7 protein-coding genes, 1 pseudogene and 1 CRISPR repeat array are annotated in these 16771 nt (G+C 59.0%); of the genes and pseudogenes, 5 read left to right on the top strand and 3 right to left on the bottom strand.

The features are described 5' to 3' along the window. The first annotated feature begins 260 nt into the window (after positions 1-260). A complete protein-coding gene (locus CYB_RS09215; RefSeq protein ID WP_011433529.1) occupies positions 261-2753 on the top strand; it encodes a methyl-accepting chemotaxis protein in 2493 nt (830 codons plus the stop codon). Between the two features lie 191 nt (positions 2754-2944). Beyond that, positions 2945-8362 (top strand): response regulator, encoded by a 5418-nt coding sequence (locus CYB_RS09210; protein ID WP_011433528.1) that lies wholly within the window; start codon positions 2945-2947, stop codon positions 8360-8362. Between the two features lie 72 nt (positions 8363-8434). Here the strand turns inward: CYB_RS09210 and upp are convergent, their stop codons facing one another. Continuing rightward, positions 8435-9070: a uracil phosphoribosyltransferase gene (upp, locus tag CYB_RS09205; RefSeq protein WP_011433527.1), complete on the bottom strand. Its 636-nt coding sequence runs from the start codon at positions 9068-9070 to the stop codon at positions 8435-8437. 114 nt (positions 9071-9184) lie between these two features. Here upp and CYB_RS15670 point away from each other — a divergent pair. Beyond that, positions 9185-9838, top strand: a pseudogene (locus CYB_RS15670) (metallophosphoesterase); the annotation flags it as partial. 440 nt (positions 9839-10278) lie between these two features. After that, positions 10279-12569: a CRISPR direct-repeat array (repeat unit 36 nt; unit sequence GTTTCCAATTTCTAGGGATCCCCCCGAAGGGGGAAC). A gap of 271 nt (positions 12570-12840) precedes the next feature. On the opposite strand, the gene CYB_RS09190 reads toward CYB_RS15670, so the two are convergent. Then, the gene (locus CYB_RS09190; protein WP_011433525.1) at positions 12841-13746 is read right to left on the bottom strand and encodes a cation diffusion facilitator family transporter; all 906 of its coding nucleotides are present in this window, start codon (positions 13744-13746) and stop codon (positions 12841-12843) included. Positions 13747-13881: 135 nt separating this feature from the next. On the opposite strand from CYB_RS09190, the gene CYB_RS09185 reads away from it, so the two are divergent. Next, positions 13882-15288 carry a UDP-glucose dehydrogenase family protein gene (locus CYB_RS09185; RefSeq protein WP_011433524.1) on the top strand — a complete coding sequence of 469 codons (1407 nt, stop codon included), beginning with the start codon at positions 13882-13884 and terminating at the stop codon, positions 15286-15288. 24 nt (positions 15289-15312) lie between these two features. Continuing rightward, positions 15313-16260, top strand: a complete 948-nt coding sequence (locus tag CYB_RS09180) for a UDP-glucuronic acid decarboxylase family protein (protein WP_011433523.1) — start codon at positions 15313-15315, stop codon at positions 16258-16260. A gap of 49 nt (positions 16261-16309) precedes the next feature. Here CYB_RS09180 and CYB_RS09175 read toward each other — a convergent pair whose 3' ends face one another. Next, entirely contained in the window at positions 16310-16690 is a 381-nt protein-coding gene (locus tag CYB_RS09175) for an ArsR/SmtB family transcription factor (protein WP_238376743.1), read from the bottom strand. Between the last annotated feature and the right edge of the window lie 81 nt (positions 16691-16771).

The following is a 16771-nucleotide window of genomic DNA, read 5'->3' as shown; positions in this document are numbered from 1 at the left end:
AAGTGTATAGTTCCTATCAAAGATCCAAGCTAACTCCAGCCACAATGGGGAAAGTTGGACCAAATCTATCCCCTACCGATGCGTGTCGAGGCTGTTGAGGGTAAGCCCTGAGACGGCGGCAGAAAGGCCCACTCTTGCTTGACTGAATGTGGAAAAGGGGGGATAGCCTGCATCCATGGGGTTTTGAGGTGTTGGGGGCGTTCCGTTTGCATCTGTGTTGACGCGTGAACAGAGGTAGGCAAGCAGTGAAGGGAGGATCCATGGTTCCGAGCGCGAACAGTCAGAGAGACTACACCGATGCGATGGCCGCCTTTTGGCAGGGAGACTACGTCCGGGCGGTGCGGTTGTTCAACCAAGTGGCCGCTGCTGAACCGCAAGATACTGCTGTCAAGCTGCTGCTGGCTTTGGCACAAAAACAAGCTGGGCAGTTGTTGGAAGCTCGCCAAACCTACAACATCATTTTACAAACAGCCAGTGATCCCGATGAGCTGGAGTCGGCCCGGAAGGGTCTAGAAGAGCTGTTGCAAATGGCACCGGAGCTGGCGGATCTTCCCGATTCCCCAGAAGCGGACGAGTTTCGCCCTCCAGATGAGTTTGCACCTGGGTCGGATGCCTTTTCGGAAGAGGCTTTCTCTGCTCCCGATCCCTTCTTGCAGTTCGAGGAGATGGGGGAAGAGGAGGCGGATCCCTTTGCTCAGAATCCCTTTCCACTGGAGGCAGACAGCCTTGGCAGCGATTTCATGGGGGAAGAGAGATTCAGGGATCCCTTGGAGACCGGCCTGCAAATGCCGGGAGCTGATCCATTGGGTTCATCTCACCCGATGCCGACCCATTCTCGGGTAACACCACCGGCCACCTCGCGACGGGTAGGCTCGGAAGAGGGCGGGCCTCAAACCGATCCGGTGGTCGAAGATGACTTTGCCTTCCTCAACGAGTTCGATCGAGAGCATCTGGAAGCCCTAGAAGACAACTTCGACTCCATTACGCAGTTGGCCGGCGATGCCGATTTTCCCAATGAGATGGGCTTCTCCCTGCCTGGTTTTGAGGAAGAGGAAGGGGGATCCCTGGAAGAAAGCCTGCCGACCGAATTGGCTGCCCCCATGAGTGAGCCGATCCCTGCTCCCGACGAAGATACTGCCAGTCCCGGCTCTGCCCTCTTCGAGCTTGACGAGCTAGACAGCCTGGATCGCGAACTTGCCGGCATGGATGGCGGCGAGCCAGTGGGGGCCTTCCGCCCAGATGAGGGGGCGATTGGGGGGATGAGCCCAATGGCGGAGACCGGCAGCGGAGCGGCCCAAGTTCTGCTGCCCACGGCCTCCCTCCCTATTTCCAGTGTAGGTGAACAAGGGGCAAGAACCTCTGCTGGGATCGCCAACCGACCGATTGGGGATCGGCAATTGGCCATAGCGCTTATCCAAGGAGCTGTGAGTTTGGCTGCCGGCTTGGCGATTGGCCTTGGGATCCCGGCCAATGGGGGAGCTCGCTTGATTGCCGGGGTGATTGGAGGCGGGCTGATCGGCACAGGAGCAGGGGTTATCCTCGGGGCCAGCAGTGCCAAACAAATTCGCTCCACCGCCCAAGAGCTGGCCAGTCATTTTGCCGCCTTGGCTCAGGGGAATTATTCAGTACGAGCCACAGTCAACACCCACGATGAGCTGGGGCGCTTGGCCGACAGCTTTAACCAGATGGCGGCTGCCCTTGAAGCCAACTTCGCCGAACTGAGCCAGCGGGCTGCCGAGCAAGGGCAAGCTAAGGAAGACCTACAGCGCCAGGTGATTCGCCTGCTGGACGACGTGGAAGGGGCTGCCCGTGGAGACCTGACGGTGCGGGCAGAGGTGACTGCCGACGTGCTGGGGGCTGTGGCCGACTCCTTTAACCTGACCATTCGCAGTCTGCGAGACATTGTCAGCCAGGTGAAGCGGGCTGCTGCCGCCGTGAACGATGCCGCCTTGCAGAACGAGGACTTTGCCCGCAGCCTCTCTGCCGATGCTTTGCGCCAGGCGGAGGAGATCTCCAACTCCCTCAACTCCATTCAGGAGATGACGGACTCCATTCAACAGGTGGCCAGCAACGCCCGCGAAGCGGCCAACGTGACCGCCCAGGCCACAGAAGCAGCCGCTCGGGGTGGAGAAGCTGTGGATCGCACGGTAAGTGGCATCCTGGAAATTCGCGAAACCGTGGCAGAAACCACCCGCAAAGTGAAGCGATTGGCGGAATCCTCGCAGGAAATTTCCAAAATTGTGGCTTTGATCTCTCAAATTGCCTCGCGCACCAACCTGCTTGCCCTGAACGCCAGTATCGAGGCGGCCCGAGCCGGGGAATCGGGACGGGGTTTTGCCATTGTGGCCGACGAAGTGCGACAACTGGCCGACCGAGCCGCCAAAGCCTCGAAGGAGATCGAGCAGATCGTGTTGCAGATTCAATCGGAAACCGGCAACGTGATGACGGCTATGGAAGAAGGCACCCAACTGGTGATCGAGGGGACGCGGCGGGCCGAGCAGGCCAAGAACAGCCTGGACGAGATTATCGAGGTCAGTCGCCGGATCGACGAGTTGGTGCGGGCGATCTCTCAGGCCACCGTGCAACAAACGGAAACCTCTCGCTCTGTGGCGCAGGTGATGCAATCGGTGGAGTTGACCGCCAACGAGACTTCTAAAGAGGCGCAGAAGGTGGCAACTTCGCTCCAACAGTTGGTGAGCATCGCCCGCGAGTTGCAAACTTCTGTCGGTCGCTTCCGGGTTGGGGATGAATGAGCAAATCTGCTGTTTTGAGGGCATTCTAGGGACAAGGATCCCCATGCAGGAGACGTTATCGATCCTTAGCAAATGCCACTGGGATCCCCCTGTTCCGACTTTTGGCCGGACTCTTCGCTCAGGCGAGCCTCAATCTGTCCGGTCTGCTATTACTGATGCATACCTGTGGGCTGTAGGAAGGGCCTCCTGCCATGAATGAAGAAGCACAAAAGCGGATCCTCAGTTATTTCATCGAAGAAGCCCGCGACCACTTGGCAACGATTGAACAAGTGCTCCTCAGCTTGCGGGACAGTATGAGCGATCCCGAGCTGATCAACGAGCTGTTTCGAGCTGCTCACTCCATCAAGGGGGGAGCTGCCATGCTGGGCCTCACCAGCATCCAACGGACGGCCCACCGCATGGAAGATTTTTTCAACATCTTTCGCTCCCGTCCAGGCGGAGTGCCTGTCGATCAGCACCTGGAAACCCTGCTGCTGCGGGCTTTTGATGGGCTTTCGATGTTGTTGGAGGAGCTGCAGAGCCCCCGCGGCCTCACCCAGGAAGTCAGCAACACCACCCTGGCGGAATTGGAGCCGGTTTTTCAAGAGACCGAAAGGCACATTCAAAATCTTCTCGGCGAGGGCCCTGTCTCAGCTCCCGTCTCGCCGCCGGCGGTTCGCACCCTGCAGCAGGACATGGCGGAGGTGGTGCCGCAGCAGTTGCGCCAGATGCTGGAGCTGTTTAAACAACGGGATCAGGCAGATGTCCGAGAGCGTTTGGTGGCGGCGAACGCCGTTCTCAAGGAGATCGGGCAAGTCCATCATCTGGCGGGCTGGCAACAGTTGACGGAAACCTTCGAGCAAGCCCTGGGCAACCCCGATGCCGACCTGCGAACTTTGGCTTTGGTTGCCTTGCGGGATTTGAAGCAGGGACAGCAGCTCATCCTAGACGGCAAGGCCGAACAGGTTGCCCCTTCTTCAGAACTGCAACAATTGGCTCGCCCTGCCGCCCCTCCTGCCCCGCCGGATCCCCTTGAGGTGGTGGTGCATCAGCAGATCCCGGCCCTGCTGCGCCAGATGCTGGAGCTGTTCAAACGTCCTGACGACCCGGCCACTCGACCGGCTCTGCAAGCTCTGGCCCAATCTTTGCAGGATTTGGGGCAATCTTCGGCTCTGGAACTGGGAGGCTGGACAGACTTGACCCGCTTGGTGGGCGAGATTTTGGCGGATCCCAGCCAGGATTTGCGGCAGTTGGCCCTGCCGGTGCTGCGAGATCTGAAGCAAGCCCACCAGGCTCTGGCCAATGGAGCGGCAAACACCATTCAGCCCTCGGCTGAGCTGCTGGCTTTCCGCCCTGTTCCGGCAGCCCCTGAAGAGCCAGAAGTCCCTGAGCCCTTCGAGCTTGGTCTGGCTTGGGAGTCTGAGGCAGAGCCGCTGTTCCCCCAACCCGAGGAGGGTGCCTCGGAGGATTGGGCTGTGGCTGCTGGGATCCCTGCGGAGGAAGGCGCTACCCCCGATCTGAGCTGGGAAGCGGTAGCCCTCGCCGAGACATCCTTTCAAGAGGATGAGCCCGGAGCTGCCCTGTCGCCGGAGCAGGAGAGCGCAGAGGCAAGCGGAGATCTGGCGGCGGAACAGCCCTCATCCCTATGGGAAGTGGGCACTGCTGAGGACTCCGTCCCGCTGGCGGGAACAGATTCAGAGCACCGATCTGCTCCCGCGGAAGAGGGGGATCTGGATCTGAGTTGGCCAGGGATCCGAGCCGAAGCGGCTTGGGAGGAAGACTGGAGGACAGCTGCCGTGCCGGCAGAAAGCCCAGAAGAGGACGGGCAGGGAGCTGACTTGGCCTCTGTTGCGGACGACTTCGGTCGCGTTAGCGGAGCGGAGCTCTATGCCACTCCCTTGGATCTGGAGGAAGAAGCCACCTCAGCCTTTGACGAGCTGTTTGCCAACGCAGAAGCGCTATCCGATATCGAAGAGTTCCCAACGGAGCTGATCCCCTCCTCTCCTGAGCCCCTCTTGCAGACCTTTGAGGATCTGAGCCCAAGGTTGGATGAGGAGAGAGCTGAGGCCGATCTGGCGGAGCTGTTTGCCGAAGTGGTGGGTGAAGGGGCAGAGGGGTTTGTCTCTGCTGAGCCTGCCTGGGATGCTGAACAGGAGCCGACTGCCCAGAGCGTTGCTGCGGAAATGGGCGAGGGATCCGGCTTTGTCCCAGACGAAGCCGCAAGTGCCGGGGTAGAGGCCCTATTTGAGCTGGAGGAACTTCCCGTAGAGAGTGCTTTCCGGCAGGAAGGGTCTCAGCTTCCGGACTTGGAGGCCGTTCCCGCTGGTGAGCCGGAGGCCGATCCTTGGGCGGCTGAACCGTCCCCACCCCTTCAGGAAGCCCTTGAGGATGGGGAAATCGCAGCAGATCTCTGGGCTGAATTTTCCGCGGATATCCAGCCGGAGGATTTTTCCATCCCAGCAGATTATCTGGCAGAGTCGGGATCCGACGAGGTGGGATCCTCAGAGTTCGCCGGCTCTGCTGCCTTCGATACTGCCGAAGACAGCCTGGAGAGCTTTTTTTCCACCCCTGCGGCAGAAGCCGATCCGGCTTGGTCGATGCCGGAAGCAAGTGAACCTTCCGTATTTTTGGATCCCTCTTTTGGCCCATCCCTGGACATCGCTGAGGCTGATGCTGCCGAAGCTGAGCAACTGGGGGATCTCTTTATCGGCGAACCCTTCCCCACGTCGCCCGACATGGCCAATGAGCCGAGGGAATCGCCAATTCCAGACTTCGGAGCCGAGCTGAGCCTAGGGGATCTCTTCGCCGGCGAGACCCTCGAGGAGGCGTCCGATGGGGACTCCATCCCCCTGACCCAATCAGCAGCCGGGGACACAGCAGAAGCCCAGGAGTGGGCGCTTCTGGAGGATCTGTTCCCGGTCCAGGAGGAGTCTTTCGCAGACCTGCAACCCACGGCTGAGGAGGCAGTCGCCCCTTCCCCCGAGCTCTCCTTCGACCGTCTCGATGCCCTATTCACCCAGGAATCCGACCCAGAAGAACTGAGCCTGGGGGCCAGGGGATCCCTCTCGGCCATGGATAGCGACAGCCAGGTGGATCTGGATGAGTTGAGCCAGTTCTTTGCAGAAGGGGAAGCGCCCCAAGAAGAACCCCCCTTGGATCTTGCCACCTTCCTGGAGGACACAGAAGCTTTGCAAGCGAGCAGCCTGGCGGAAGTGCCCGTGTCTGAGCCAGAGCCGCCGGTTGCCGCACTGGAGGAAGAAAATGCCCTCCAGCCTGCGGAGGACGATCTGGAAAGCCAGTTGGCCAGCCTGTTTGCAGAGGATGAATCCTTAGCCGTTCCTGTTGGCGAGGCCGAGACCCCAGAGGAAGAGGCGCTGGAAGCTGCTCCGGCTCCCCGTTTGGACGATTTGGCCGCCCTCTTCGACGCTGCCGAGCCGGCGGTAACCCCTGAGCTAGAAAAGGCTATCGCCCCCCTTGTGGGATCCCCTGCAGCCGCGAGCGGCGAGGCTGCTGACGACTTTGCAGCCCAGCTGGAATCGCTCCTGGGCGATCTCGAGGTTCCTGCCCAAGCACCTGCCGCTGCTCCTACACCTTCACCATCTGTTGCTGCTCCCGCTCCGGCGGCAACTGGGCCGACTTCACGGCGAACTGCTGCCCTCAGCAACCCTGTGATGCGGGTGGAGGTGCGCCACCTCGACTCCATCAACAACCTGGTGGGAGAGTTGGTGGTCATCCGCAACAGCATGGAGCAAAACCAAACCCGTCTGCGCCAGTTTCTGGATGGCCTGTTGGGCCGTGTGCAACAGCTAGGGGATCTGGGCCAGCGCATGCGGGATCAGTATGACCGCTCCTTGCTGGAATCGGCTTTGTTCTCCAGCCGCAGCAGCTCAGCCTATGGCGGCACGGTAACGGTGGGCTTCGGTCGAAATGGGGAGGGGTCCAGCCGAGGAAGGCGGAGTCATTCCTCCGGCCAAGAGTTCGACAAGCTGGAGATGGATCAGTTTACGGCCTTCCACGCTCTGGCCCAGGAGATCATTGAGCTCATCGTGCGGGTGCGCGAGTCCTCCTCCGACATCGAGTTTGCCGTGGATGAGGCCGAGCAGATCACCCGCCAATTCCGGCAGGTAACCACCCAACTGCAAGAGGGCCTGAACCGGGCGCGCATGGTGCCCTTCTCGCAAGTTGCCGATCGGTTGCCCCGCGCCATTCGGGATCTCTCCATCAAAACGGGCAAGCAGGCCAGCCTGGTGGTGGAAGGCCGTGACACGCTCATCGACAAGGCCATCCTGGAGGAGCTCTATGACCCCATGACCCACTTGGTGAACAACGCCCTGGTACACGGGATCGAGACCCCTGAGGAGCGGCGGCGGGCGGGCAAGCCCCCTGAGGGCAAGATCACCGTCAAGGCCTTCTATCAGGGCAACCAAACCATCATCATCGTCTCGGACGATGGCGCCGGGATCCCGGTGGAGAAGGTCAAGGCCAAGGCCCAAAGGCTGGGGCTGCTGTCGGAGCAAGCCGACGAAGACGAAGTGTTCAACGTTCTCTTCCACCCCGGCTTCAGCGTTCGCGAGGCCAGCGAGGTGGACGATCTGGCCGGGCGGGGGGTTGGCTTGGATGTGGTGCGCCGCAACATCACCGATCTGCGCGGCAGTATCCAAGTGGATTCTGTGCGGGGCAAAGGAACCACCTTCACCATCCGCCTCCCCCTCACCCTGAGCATCTCCAAGGCCATGGTGTGTGTCAGCGACAAAGCCCTGATCGCCTTCCCCCTGGATGGCGTGGAGGAGATGCTGGATGTTCCTGCCGACGAAGTTCAGCCGGATGAGCAGGGGCGGCCCTCGATTCTCTGGCGGGATCAGCGCCTTCCCTTCCAGCCCCTCTCGAATCTGCTGGCCTACAGCCGCAGCCACAGCCGCAGCCGTTCTGAGGTGTACAGCATCACTCAGGATGAGGGCATCATTCCCATTGTCATCCTGCAAAGTGCCGGCCAGTATGTTGCCCTGCAGGTGGACAGCTTCGTGGAAGAGCAGGAAATCGTGATCAAGCAACTGCGCGGGCCTGTGCCCAAGCCGCCGGGCATTTCTGGGGCAACGGTGTTGGGGAACGGGCGGGTGCTGCCGATTGCCGACATCATCGAGCTGGTGGACATAGCCCACGGTCGCCGTCGGGATCTCAACCGCTTCTGGCTGGATCACCGGGATGAGGAGCCGACCCCGGAAGAGGTGCGTCAGACCACGGTGCTGATCGTGGACGACTCGATCACCGTTCGGGAGCTGCTCTCGATGTCTTTCCAGAAGGTGGGCTACCGGGTGGAACAGGCGCGGGATGGCCAGGATGCCTGGGAAAAGCTGCGCGGCGGCCTGCCCTGCGACCTCATCTTCTGCGACATCGAGATGCCGCGGATGGACGGCCTAGAACTGCTCACCCGCCTGCGGGAAGACAGCAACTTCAAGCATCTCCCGGTTGCCATGCTCACCTCGCGGGGGGCAGAACGGCACCGGCAAACAGCACGGGAGCTGGGAGCAACTGCCTACTTCACCAAGCCCTATCTGGAAGAGGAGCTGCTCAGCGCTGCTGCCCGCATGTTGAGGGGGGAACAGTTGTTGGCGCCCAACCCAACTTCCTAATCGCGACAGCGGTGCGGTTCCCGTTCAGTGTGGCGCAGCAACATAGGGTGCTGTAGGCATGGCACTCTTGTATCAGCGGGTGCCGAACAGGCGATCCCCTGCATCTCCTAGGCCGGGGAGGATGTAGCCGTGCTCGTCTAGGCCATCGTCTACAGCAGCGGTATAAATCGGCACATCCGGGTTCTGTTTGTGGAAATATCGGATCCCTTCTGGGGCGGCCACCAGGCAGATGAAGCGGATCGACTGGGGTCGGGTTTGGCGTAGGCGCGCTACAGCCGCTGCTGCCGAATGGCCGGTGGCCAACATTGGATCCACCACCAGCACCTCACGATCTTCGATATCGGTGGGCACCTTGAAGTAGTACTCGATGGGGATCAGGGTATGGGGATCCCGATATAGGCCGATATGCCCCACCCGTGCTGATGGGATCAGCTCCAGCATGCCGTCGAGGAGCCCTTGGCCGGCCCGCAGGATGGAGACAAGCACCAACTTTTTCTCTGCCGCCAACATCGGCGCCAACATTGGGGCCATCGGGGTTTGAATGGGCTGTAGCTTGAGGGGCAGATCGCGGGTCACCTCGTAGGCCATCAAGAGGCTGATCTCCCGCATCAGCGCTCGGAAGTCGGCGGTTGTAGTTTCAACACGGCGCATGAGGCTGAGCTTGTGCTGCACCAGAGGGTGATCGATGGTAATCACCTGGGCCACCATGCTGTGCTCCTGAGATAATCGGGATCCCGTGATGGATGTCAGAATAGCAGAAGCGCTTGCCCCCCCGGTGGGCCGAAGGCTTTGTCTGCTTGCTGTTGTCAAGGGGAGTAATCCGTGCAGATCCGCTTTGCTGTGGTGAGCGATCCCCACGTCACCCTCCCTTCCACCCTTTGGGATCACCCCAGCCGATTTCACCTGGTAGAGGTGAGCATCCCGGCTCTGGAACAGGTTTTGCAGCATCTGGTGCAGTTGCCTCTGGATTTTCTGCTGTTGCCGGGGGATCTGACCCAGCATGGGGAGCCGGAAAACCATGCATGGCTGGCAGAGCGGCTGGCTCGACTGCCCTTTCCGGCTTTTGTGGTGCCCGGCAACCACGATGTGCCCCAGCCCGAGGCCAGCGGGCGCTCTATTGGTTTGGCGGATTTTCCCCGCTACTACCGAGCTTTTGGCTACGAGGATGGGCAGTCTTTGGATTACAGCCGGGTTCTGCGGCCAGGGATCCGTTTGATCGGCCTCAATTCCAACCATTTTGATGCTCAGGGTCAATTGGTGGGGTGTCTAACCCCAGAACAACTGACCTGGCTGGAGAAAGAATTGGCGGCAGCCGAGGAAGAGCTGGTGCTGCTGATGGTGCACCATAATGTGGTCGAGCATCTGCGCGGCCAGTCTCTCCATCCCTGGGGGCGTCGCTACATGCTGGAGAATGCCTCTCAGTTGCGGCGGCTGCTGCAAGCTTATGGGGTGCAACTGGTGTTCACCGGACATCTGCACATCCAGCACATCGCCCGACGAGGGGGGGTTTACGACATTACCACCGGCTCTTTGGTCAGCTTTCCCCACCCCTACCGCCTTGTCGAGATCCGGTCGGATCGAGAGACCGGAATCCAAGTCCATATCCAGAGCTACCGGGTGGGATCCCTGCCGGATTGGCCCGATTTGCAGGCGTTCTCGCGAGAATGGATGGCCCAGCGCAGTGAACCAGCGGTGGTTAAGTTTTTAACCTCCGCACCGCTGAATTTGCCTTTGGAACAGGCACAAGCCTTGGCCCCACAATTGCGCTACTTTTGGGCAGCGGTGGCTGCCGGGGATCCAGACCTCACTTTCCCAGACTTTCCCCAGCCAGCAGGCCGATTTCTGGAGCGTTTCAGCCGTTGCTTTCGCTGCCCGCCTGATAACCAGGCCCAGTTTCGTTTGATTTCGATTTTCTCTTTTCCAATTTCTAAGGATCCCCCCGAAGGGGGAACAAAAAAGTCTTCCTGGAAGGGAAGATCCTAATCCCCAAGTTTCCAATTTCTAGGGATCCCCCCGAAGGGGGAACCTTGCAACACAGTCGGTCTACCCGAATTGGGTTAGACTTGATCGTTTCCAATTTCTAGGGATCCCCCCGAAGGGGGAACGAAAGGGAGGTTTGTTATGGAACGTATCGTACTCGTGTTTCCAATTTCTAGGGATCCCCCCGAAGGGGGAACTGTTGAAGAAGGAGATTCATCCGGCTTTCAACACGTTAGTTTCCAATTTCTAGGGATCCCCCCGAAGGGGGAACTAGAGCTGCATTCATGCCATCCTCCTCCCTTATTCAGGGACTAACGTTTCCAATTTCTAGGGATCCCCCCGAAGGGGGAACACCCTCTTACTTTTCCAGATCAACCAAGACAACAAGTTTCCAATTTCTAGGGATCCCCCCGAAGGGGGAACTTAGAAGAGCTGGAAGAATATAGAGACGAGGGATCCGTCGTTTCCAATTTCTAGGGATCCCCCCGAAGGGGGAACTGCAAATTCACTGTAGGTTTGGCTGTTCCTTCAAAAAGTTTCCAATTTCTAGGGATCCCCCCGAAGGGGGAACACCGTTGGCCCTTCGTACAGCCCTTTGTCAGGACTGTAGTACAGTTTCCAATTTCTAGGGATCCCCCCGAAGGGGGAACATGGAAATAGCTGAGCTATTTCTCCAAAGTCATCCTGTTTCCAATTTCTAGGGATCCCCCCGAAGGGGGAACACCATCCGGGAAGCTCTCCGGATGGTCCAGCTAATCTAGTTTCCAATTTCTAGGGATCCCCCCGAAGGGGGAACGCGATGCAAATCTTCTCCGCCGGGGGCTTTGTGCAATGGTTTCCAATTTCTAGGGATCCCCCCGAAGGGGGAACAACTCAATGACAAACAAATTCAGTTGGCTAAGAGCTGGCTGTTTCCAATTTCTAGGGATCCCCCCGAAGGGGGAACGGATGTAGAAAGAAACGGCTATAAAGCCGCCCTTGAGGTTTCCAATTTCTAGGGATCCCCCCGAAGGGGGAACACGGCTGGTTACCAATAGTCTGCGTGAGACCGATGAGTTTCCAATTTCTAGGGATCCCCCCGAAGGGGGAACCTGTCTGAATAACCGAGACACCAATCTTCAAACCTCGGTGAGTTTCCAATTTCTAGGGATCCCCCCGAAGGGGGAACGGATACATTTCCGTCTCGTTTTACGTTCCTGATTTGGAACAGTGTTTCCAATTTCTAGGGATCCCCCCGAAGGGGGAACAGACCTACAACGGGAATATAGCAAGTTGGTTGCACTTAGAGGTTTCCAATTTCTAGGGATCCCCCCGAAGGGGGAACAAGGGTCAGCTAAGATGATCTTTTAAAAAAGTTTTAAAAGTGTTTCCAATTTCTAGGGATCCCCCCGAAGGGGGAACTTGAAAATCTACTCCTTTGGAGGCTAGTCATGTCTTGTGTTTCCAATTTCTAGGGATCCCCCCGAAGGGGGAACGCTCGAGGTACTCTACTTCATTGGTATACACCTTGTGGTAGTTTCCAATTTCTAGGGATCCCCCCGAAGGGGGAACCCCGCGAGGATAGATCGAACGAGTTTGGCCTATACACCTCATGTTTCCAATTTCTAGGGATCCCCCCGAAGGGGGAACTTCAAATGGTTGTATCTATATTGACATACCTATATTTTGTTTCCAATTTCTAGGGATCCCCCCGAAGGGGGAACTGCACGTCGTTGGGTTAGCCAAATCGAGGCCGTAATCAAGGGTTTCCAATTTCTAGGGATCCCCCCGAAGGGGGAACTTCCAGGAGAGGTTGTAGCTGTTACTTTAATAGCTCTACGTTTCCAATTTCTAGGGATCCCCCCGAAGGGGGAACGGGTGGGTAATGGGGGCACTTTGGAGCCCAAAGATTTACGTTTCCAATTTCTAGGGATCCCCCCGAAGGGGGAACCAAAAATGACGGGCTCGTCGTCGTATTCCGGGTCCAGGATGTTTCCAATTTCTAGGGATCCCCCCGAAGGGGGAACTTCGGCGAGCAGAACCACCAGTCGGTGGAGGGTAAGACTGTTTCCAATTTCTAGGGATCCCCCCGAAGGGGGAACACCTCAGTGACTTAGACGCCAAGTATACCAAAGAACAAGTTTCCAATTTCTAGGGATCCCCCCGAAGGGGGAACATCCACGATGCGGGGGTGTTCTACCCCTGCAATTGCGTTTCCAATTTCTAGGGATCCCCCCGAAGGGGGAACTCCACCCCTATTAAAGCCAAGCAGGGCAAGGGATGCAAGACCCGTTTGCGAGGGATCCGGAAAAAAGGGGGCAAAAAGAGTTTCGGCGAGGGGGTTTTGGGGCCGGAAAGCCTTGTGGCACAAGGCGTCGAGGGATCCGACGAAAGAATAGGCTTTTCCGAGATTTTGAGGGACGCTCGCAGAGGCGTTGATACCGTTTTGGTGTTCTTTTGGAAACATCAGGATCCCTGAGGTTTGGCTAGGCTATCTGTTGGCAGGTGGCGAGCTCCTGCTAGGGTTGCTCGATATGGGAGCGAGGCTCCAGGTGGATGAGGATCCGCGCCGGCCCGTAGCGCCCTTGCAGGAGGTGTTCGACTTCCTCAGTGAGGCGGTGGGCGGACTCAATGTCCTGTGGCTCCACCACCAGGTGCATCTCGATAAAGACCATTTCCCCTGGGATGCCGCGGGAAGTGATGTCATGGCAGTCGAGCACGCCTGGCACGCTCAGGATCAGATCCCGCAGGGCCTCGGCAGGGATCGCCACCCGATCTGTGAGGTAGGGAAGATTCTCCTGCAGCACTTCCCAGCCGCTTCGGAGCACCAGCAGCGCCACCGGCAAAGCCAGGGCTTGATCCAACCAAGGGATCCCCCAATAATGCATGCCGGCCAACCCCAGCAACACCGTCAGCGTCACCCCAACGTCGCTGAGGGTATGGCGCGCATCGGCCAACAGCAGCGAGCTGGACAGAGCTTTGCCCCAGCGGTGCTCGTAGAGGGTGACAAAGACATTAATGCCCAGCACGCCCACCATCATCCCCAAGGTCAGCTCATCGATCTGCAGGTGGGGCTGGGGCTCCCAAAACCGCTCCACGGCTGTGCGCAGGATCTCCAGGCTGGCCATCCCCAAAAAGGCGGCGATCCCCAGCGCTCCAATGGCTTCAAACTTGCGATGGCCGTAGGGATGGTCGTCATCGGGCTCTGGCGAAGAAAAGCGCACGGCCACCAAGCCCAAAATGTTGCTGGCGCTGTCGGTGGAGCTGTGCAGGGCATCGGCAATTAGGCTTAGGGATCCCGTCGTCAGCCCCAGGATTAACTTGATCAGAAACACCAGGACATTTAGCCCTAGCGTGACGTACAGCACCCTCTGCACTTGGCGCTGACGGCGGCTGGCTATGGCAGCAGAATCCAGAAAGCTCACTGCAGCTCGGGCGGGGATCCACAGATATCCCGCTTTATTCTGTCACCGACCTCAATAGGGGTAAGGGAGGGTACCCTAAAAGCAAGCTGCTAAGGCTTAGTCAAGTGGCCGCCGATTGGGGAGCGAACTCTGAGTATGCACGTTGCTGTGGTAGGCGCTGGCTATGTGGGCCTGGTAACAGGGGCTTGCCTGGCTCACCTAGGAAATAGCGTTATCTGTGTGGACAACAACCCCGCCAAGATTGAAGGGCTGCAGCGGGGTTGCCTGCCCATCTACGAGCCCGGCCTGGAAGAGCTGGTGCGGGAGGGAACTGCGGCGGGTCGGCTGCACTTTACCACCGATCTGGGCCTTGGGATCCAGGCCAGCGAGGTGGTGTTTATTGCCGTGGGCACCCCGGCCCTGCCCAGCGGGGATCCCGATCTGCGCTACGTGGAAGCAGTGGCGCGGGAAATTGGCCAGCATCTGGACGAGCACTATCGAGTCATTGTCAACAAATCCACTGTGCCCATTGGCTCTGGGGACTGGGTGCGCATGCTCATTTTGGACGGGGCCGCCGAAGCCGCCAAGCAGCGGCTGAGCAGCCGAGAAGTGGGGAGGGATCCTGAGGCCAGATCTCTCACCTTAGAGCTCTCCCCTTGGACGCCGCAGTTTGACGTGGTGAGCAACCCCGAGTTTCTGCGGGAGGGCAGTGCCATCCAAGATACCTTCTACCCGGATCGCATTGTGATTGGCTCCAACAGCCCCCGCGCCATTGAAATCATGCGGCAGCTGTATGAACCCATCCTCAACCGCCAGCAGGGCCTGCAAGGGGATCCCGTGCCTTTGCTGGTGACCGACCTGGCTTCTGCCGAAATGATCAAGTATGCCGCCAACGCCTTCCTGGCCACCAAGATTAGCTTCATCAACGAAATGGCCAACATCTGTGAGCGCACCGGCGCCGACATCACCCAGGTGGCAGAAGGGATCGGCCTAGATAGGCGCATTGGCCGCGCCTTTCTCAACGCCGGCATAGGGTGGGGCGGAAGCTGCTTCCCCAAAGATCTGGCGGCTCTTATCCAAACCGCTGCTGACTACGGCTATGAGGCCAAGCTGTTGCAGGCCACGGTGGAGGTTAACCGAGAACAGCGGCAGCGCCTGGTGGAAAAGCTGCAGCAGGCCCTCAAGGTGCTCAAGGGAAAAACCGTTGGCCTACTGGGTCTGACGTTTAAACCCCACACCGACGACCTGCGGGATGCCCCTTCCCTGACCTTAATCGAGCAGCTCCACCGCCTTGGGGCAAAGGTGAAGGCGTATGATCCCGTTGTGTCCGCCTCGGGGATGCGGGAGGGGCTAGCCCATGTGGTGGTGGAAACGGATGTGTTTCGCCTGGCCCAAGATTGCGATGCCCTGGTGCTGGTGACGGAGTGGCCGGAGTTTTTGTCGCTGGATTACCGACGGATTGCAGAGCTGATGCGGCGGCCCTTGCTCATCGATGGCCGTAACTGTCTGGATCGGGAGGCAGTGCGGCAGGCGGGCATAACCCTCATCGGAGTGGGCTGGTAGGCGCTGGGGAAATCAGGGGAAATCATGAAGATCCTGGTTACAGGTGGCCTGGGATTTATTGGATCCCACTTGGTAACCCGCCTTCTGCAAGAAGGCCACTGGGTCATTTGTCTGGATAACGGCTACACGGGCCGGCAGCTCAATGTCCAGGCCCATCTGGACAACCCCGCCTTTCAGCTCATCTGGCACGACGTGGCGGATCCCTTGCCGCCCGCTTTGGCAGAGGCTGGGATCCAGCAGATCTACCACCTGGCCTGCCCCGCTTCTCCCCCCCACTACCAAGCGGATCCCATCCGCACCATCCGCACCAGCCTCTGGGGCACCTACCACCTGCTGCAACTGGCCCAGAAAACGGGAGCGAGGTTCCTGCTGGCCTCGACTTCAGAAGTGTACGGGGATCCCCAAGTGCATCCCCAACCGGAAGACTACTGGGGCCACGTCAACCCCATCGGCCCGCGGGCCTGCTACGACGAATCCAAGCGCTTGGCGGAAACCCTCACCTTCGACTGGCAGCGGCAATACCAGACGGAGATCCGGGTGGCCCGCATCTTCAACACCTACGGCCCTGCCATGCGGGAGGACGATGGCCGCGTGGTGAGCAACTTTATCGTCCAGGCCCTGCGCGGGGATCCCCTGACGGTCTATGGGGATGGATCCCAGACCCGCAGCTTTTGCTACATCTCCGACCTGGTGGAAGGCTTGATCCGGCTGATGAACAGCCCCTACCCCGGACCCTTTAACTTGGGCAACCCAGAGGAGTTCACCATCCTGGAGCTGGCCCAGCAGGTGCTCGCCCTCACCGGCAGCCCTTCTCCCATCGTTTACCGGCCTCTGCCGACGGACGATCCCAGACAACGGCAGCCGGATATTGGCAAAGCCCGCGCCCTCTTGGGGTGGGAACCTCGGATCCCTTTGCAGGTTGGGCTGCAACAGACCATCCCTTACTTTCGTCAGCGGCTGGGGCTGGACTAATCATCAGGTGCTCCCGACAACCCCAACCCGTTTGAGAACCATTTTCGCCTCAGCTCGATTGACCTGGGTGAATGGCTGCCAGCGGCTCCAGTTGGCGGGCTTGCTGTTGTAGCCGACTCACCAACTGCCGACATACCACTTCACACAGCTCAAAGCACATGGGATCCGCAATTTGGTAATAAACACTCACCCCCTTGGGCTGACGGCTGACGATCCCTGCCTGGGTCAGGATCTTGAGGTGCTTGGAAACATTGGCCTGGCCCATACCCGTAGCTTCCAAGATTTGGGTGACGTTCTTGGGCCCCGAGCGCAACTGACACAGGATCTGCAGGCGGCTGGGTTCCGCCAAAACCTTGAAGTACTCTGCCACGCTGTCGAGAACCTGCGGCGTCAGGATCGTGCGACACTTATTCACATCCGCTCTGCTCACCGGCTTTTCCCCAATCAACAAACCTGCTTGCGCCGTTCGTCAACTTGATTTTAATTTTAACACTAGATAGTTATATAGTGT

Origin of the sequence: Synechococcus sp. JA-2-3B'a(2-13) (assembly GCF_000013225.1) — a bacterium.
In the GTDB taxonomy this organism is placed as follows: domain Bacteria; phylum Cyanobacteriota; class Cyanobacteriia; order Thermostichales; family Thermostichaceae; genus Thermostichus.
This window is presented reverse-complemented; position numbering and strand designations above follow the sequence as displayed.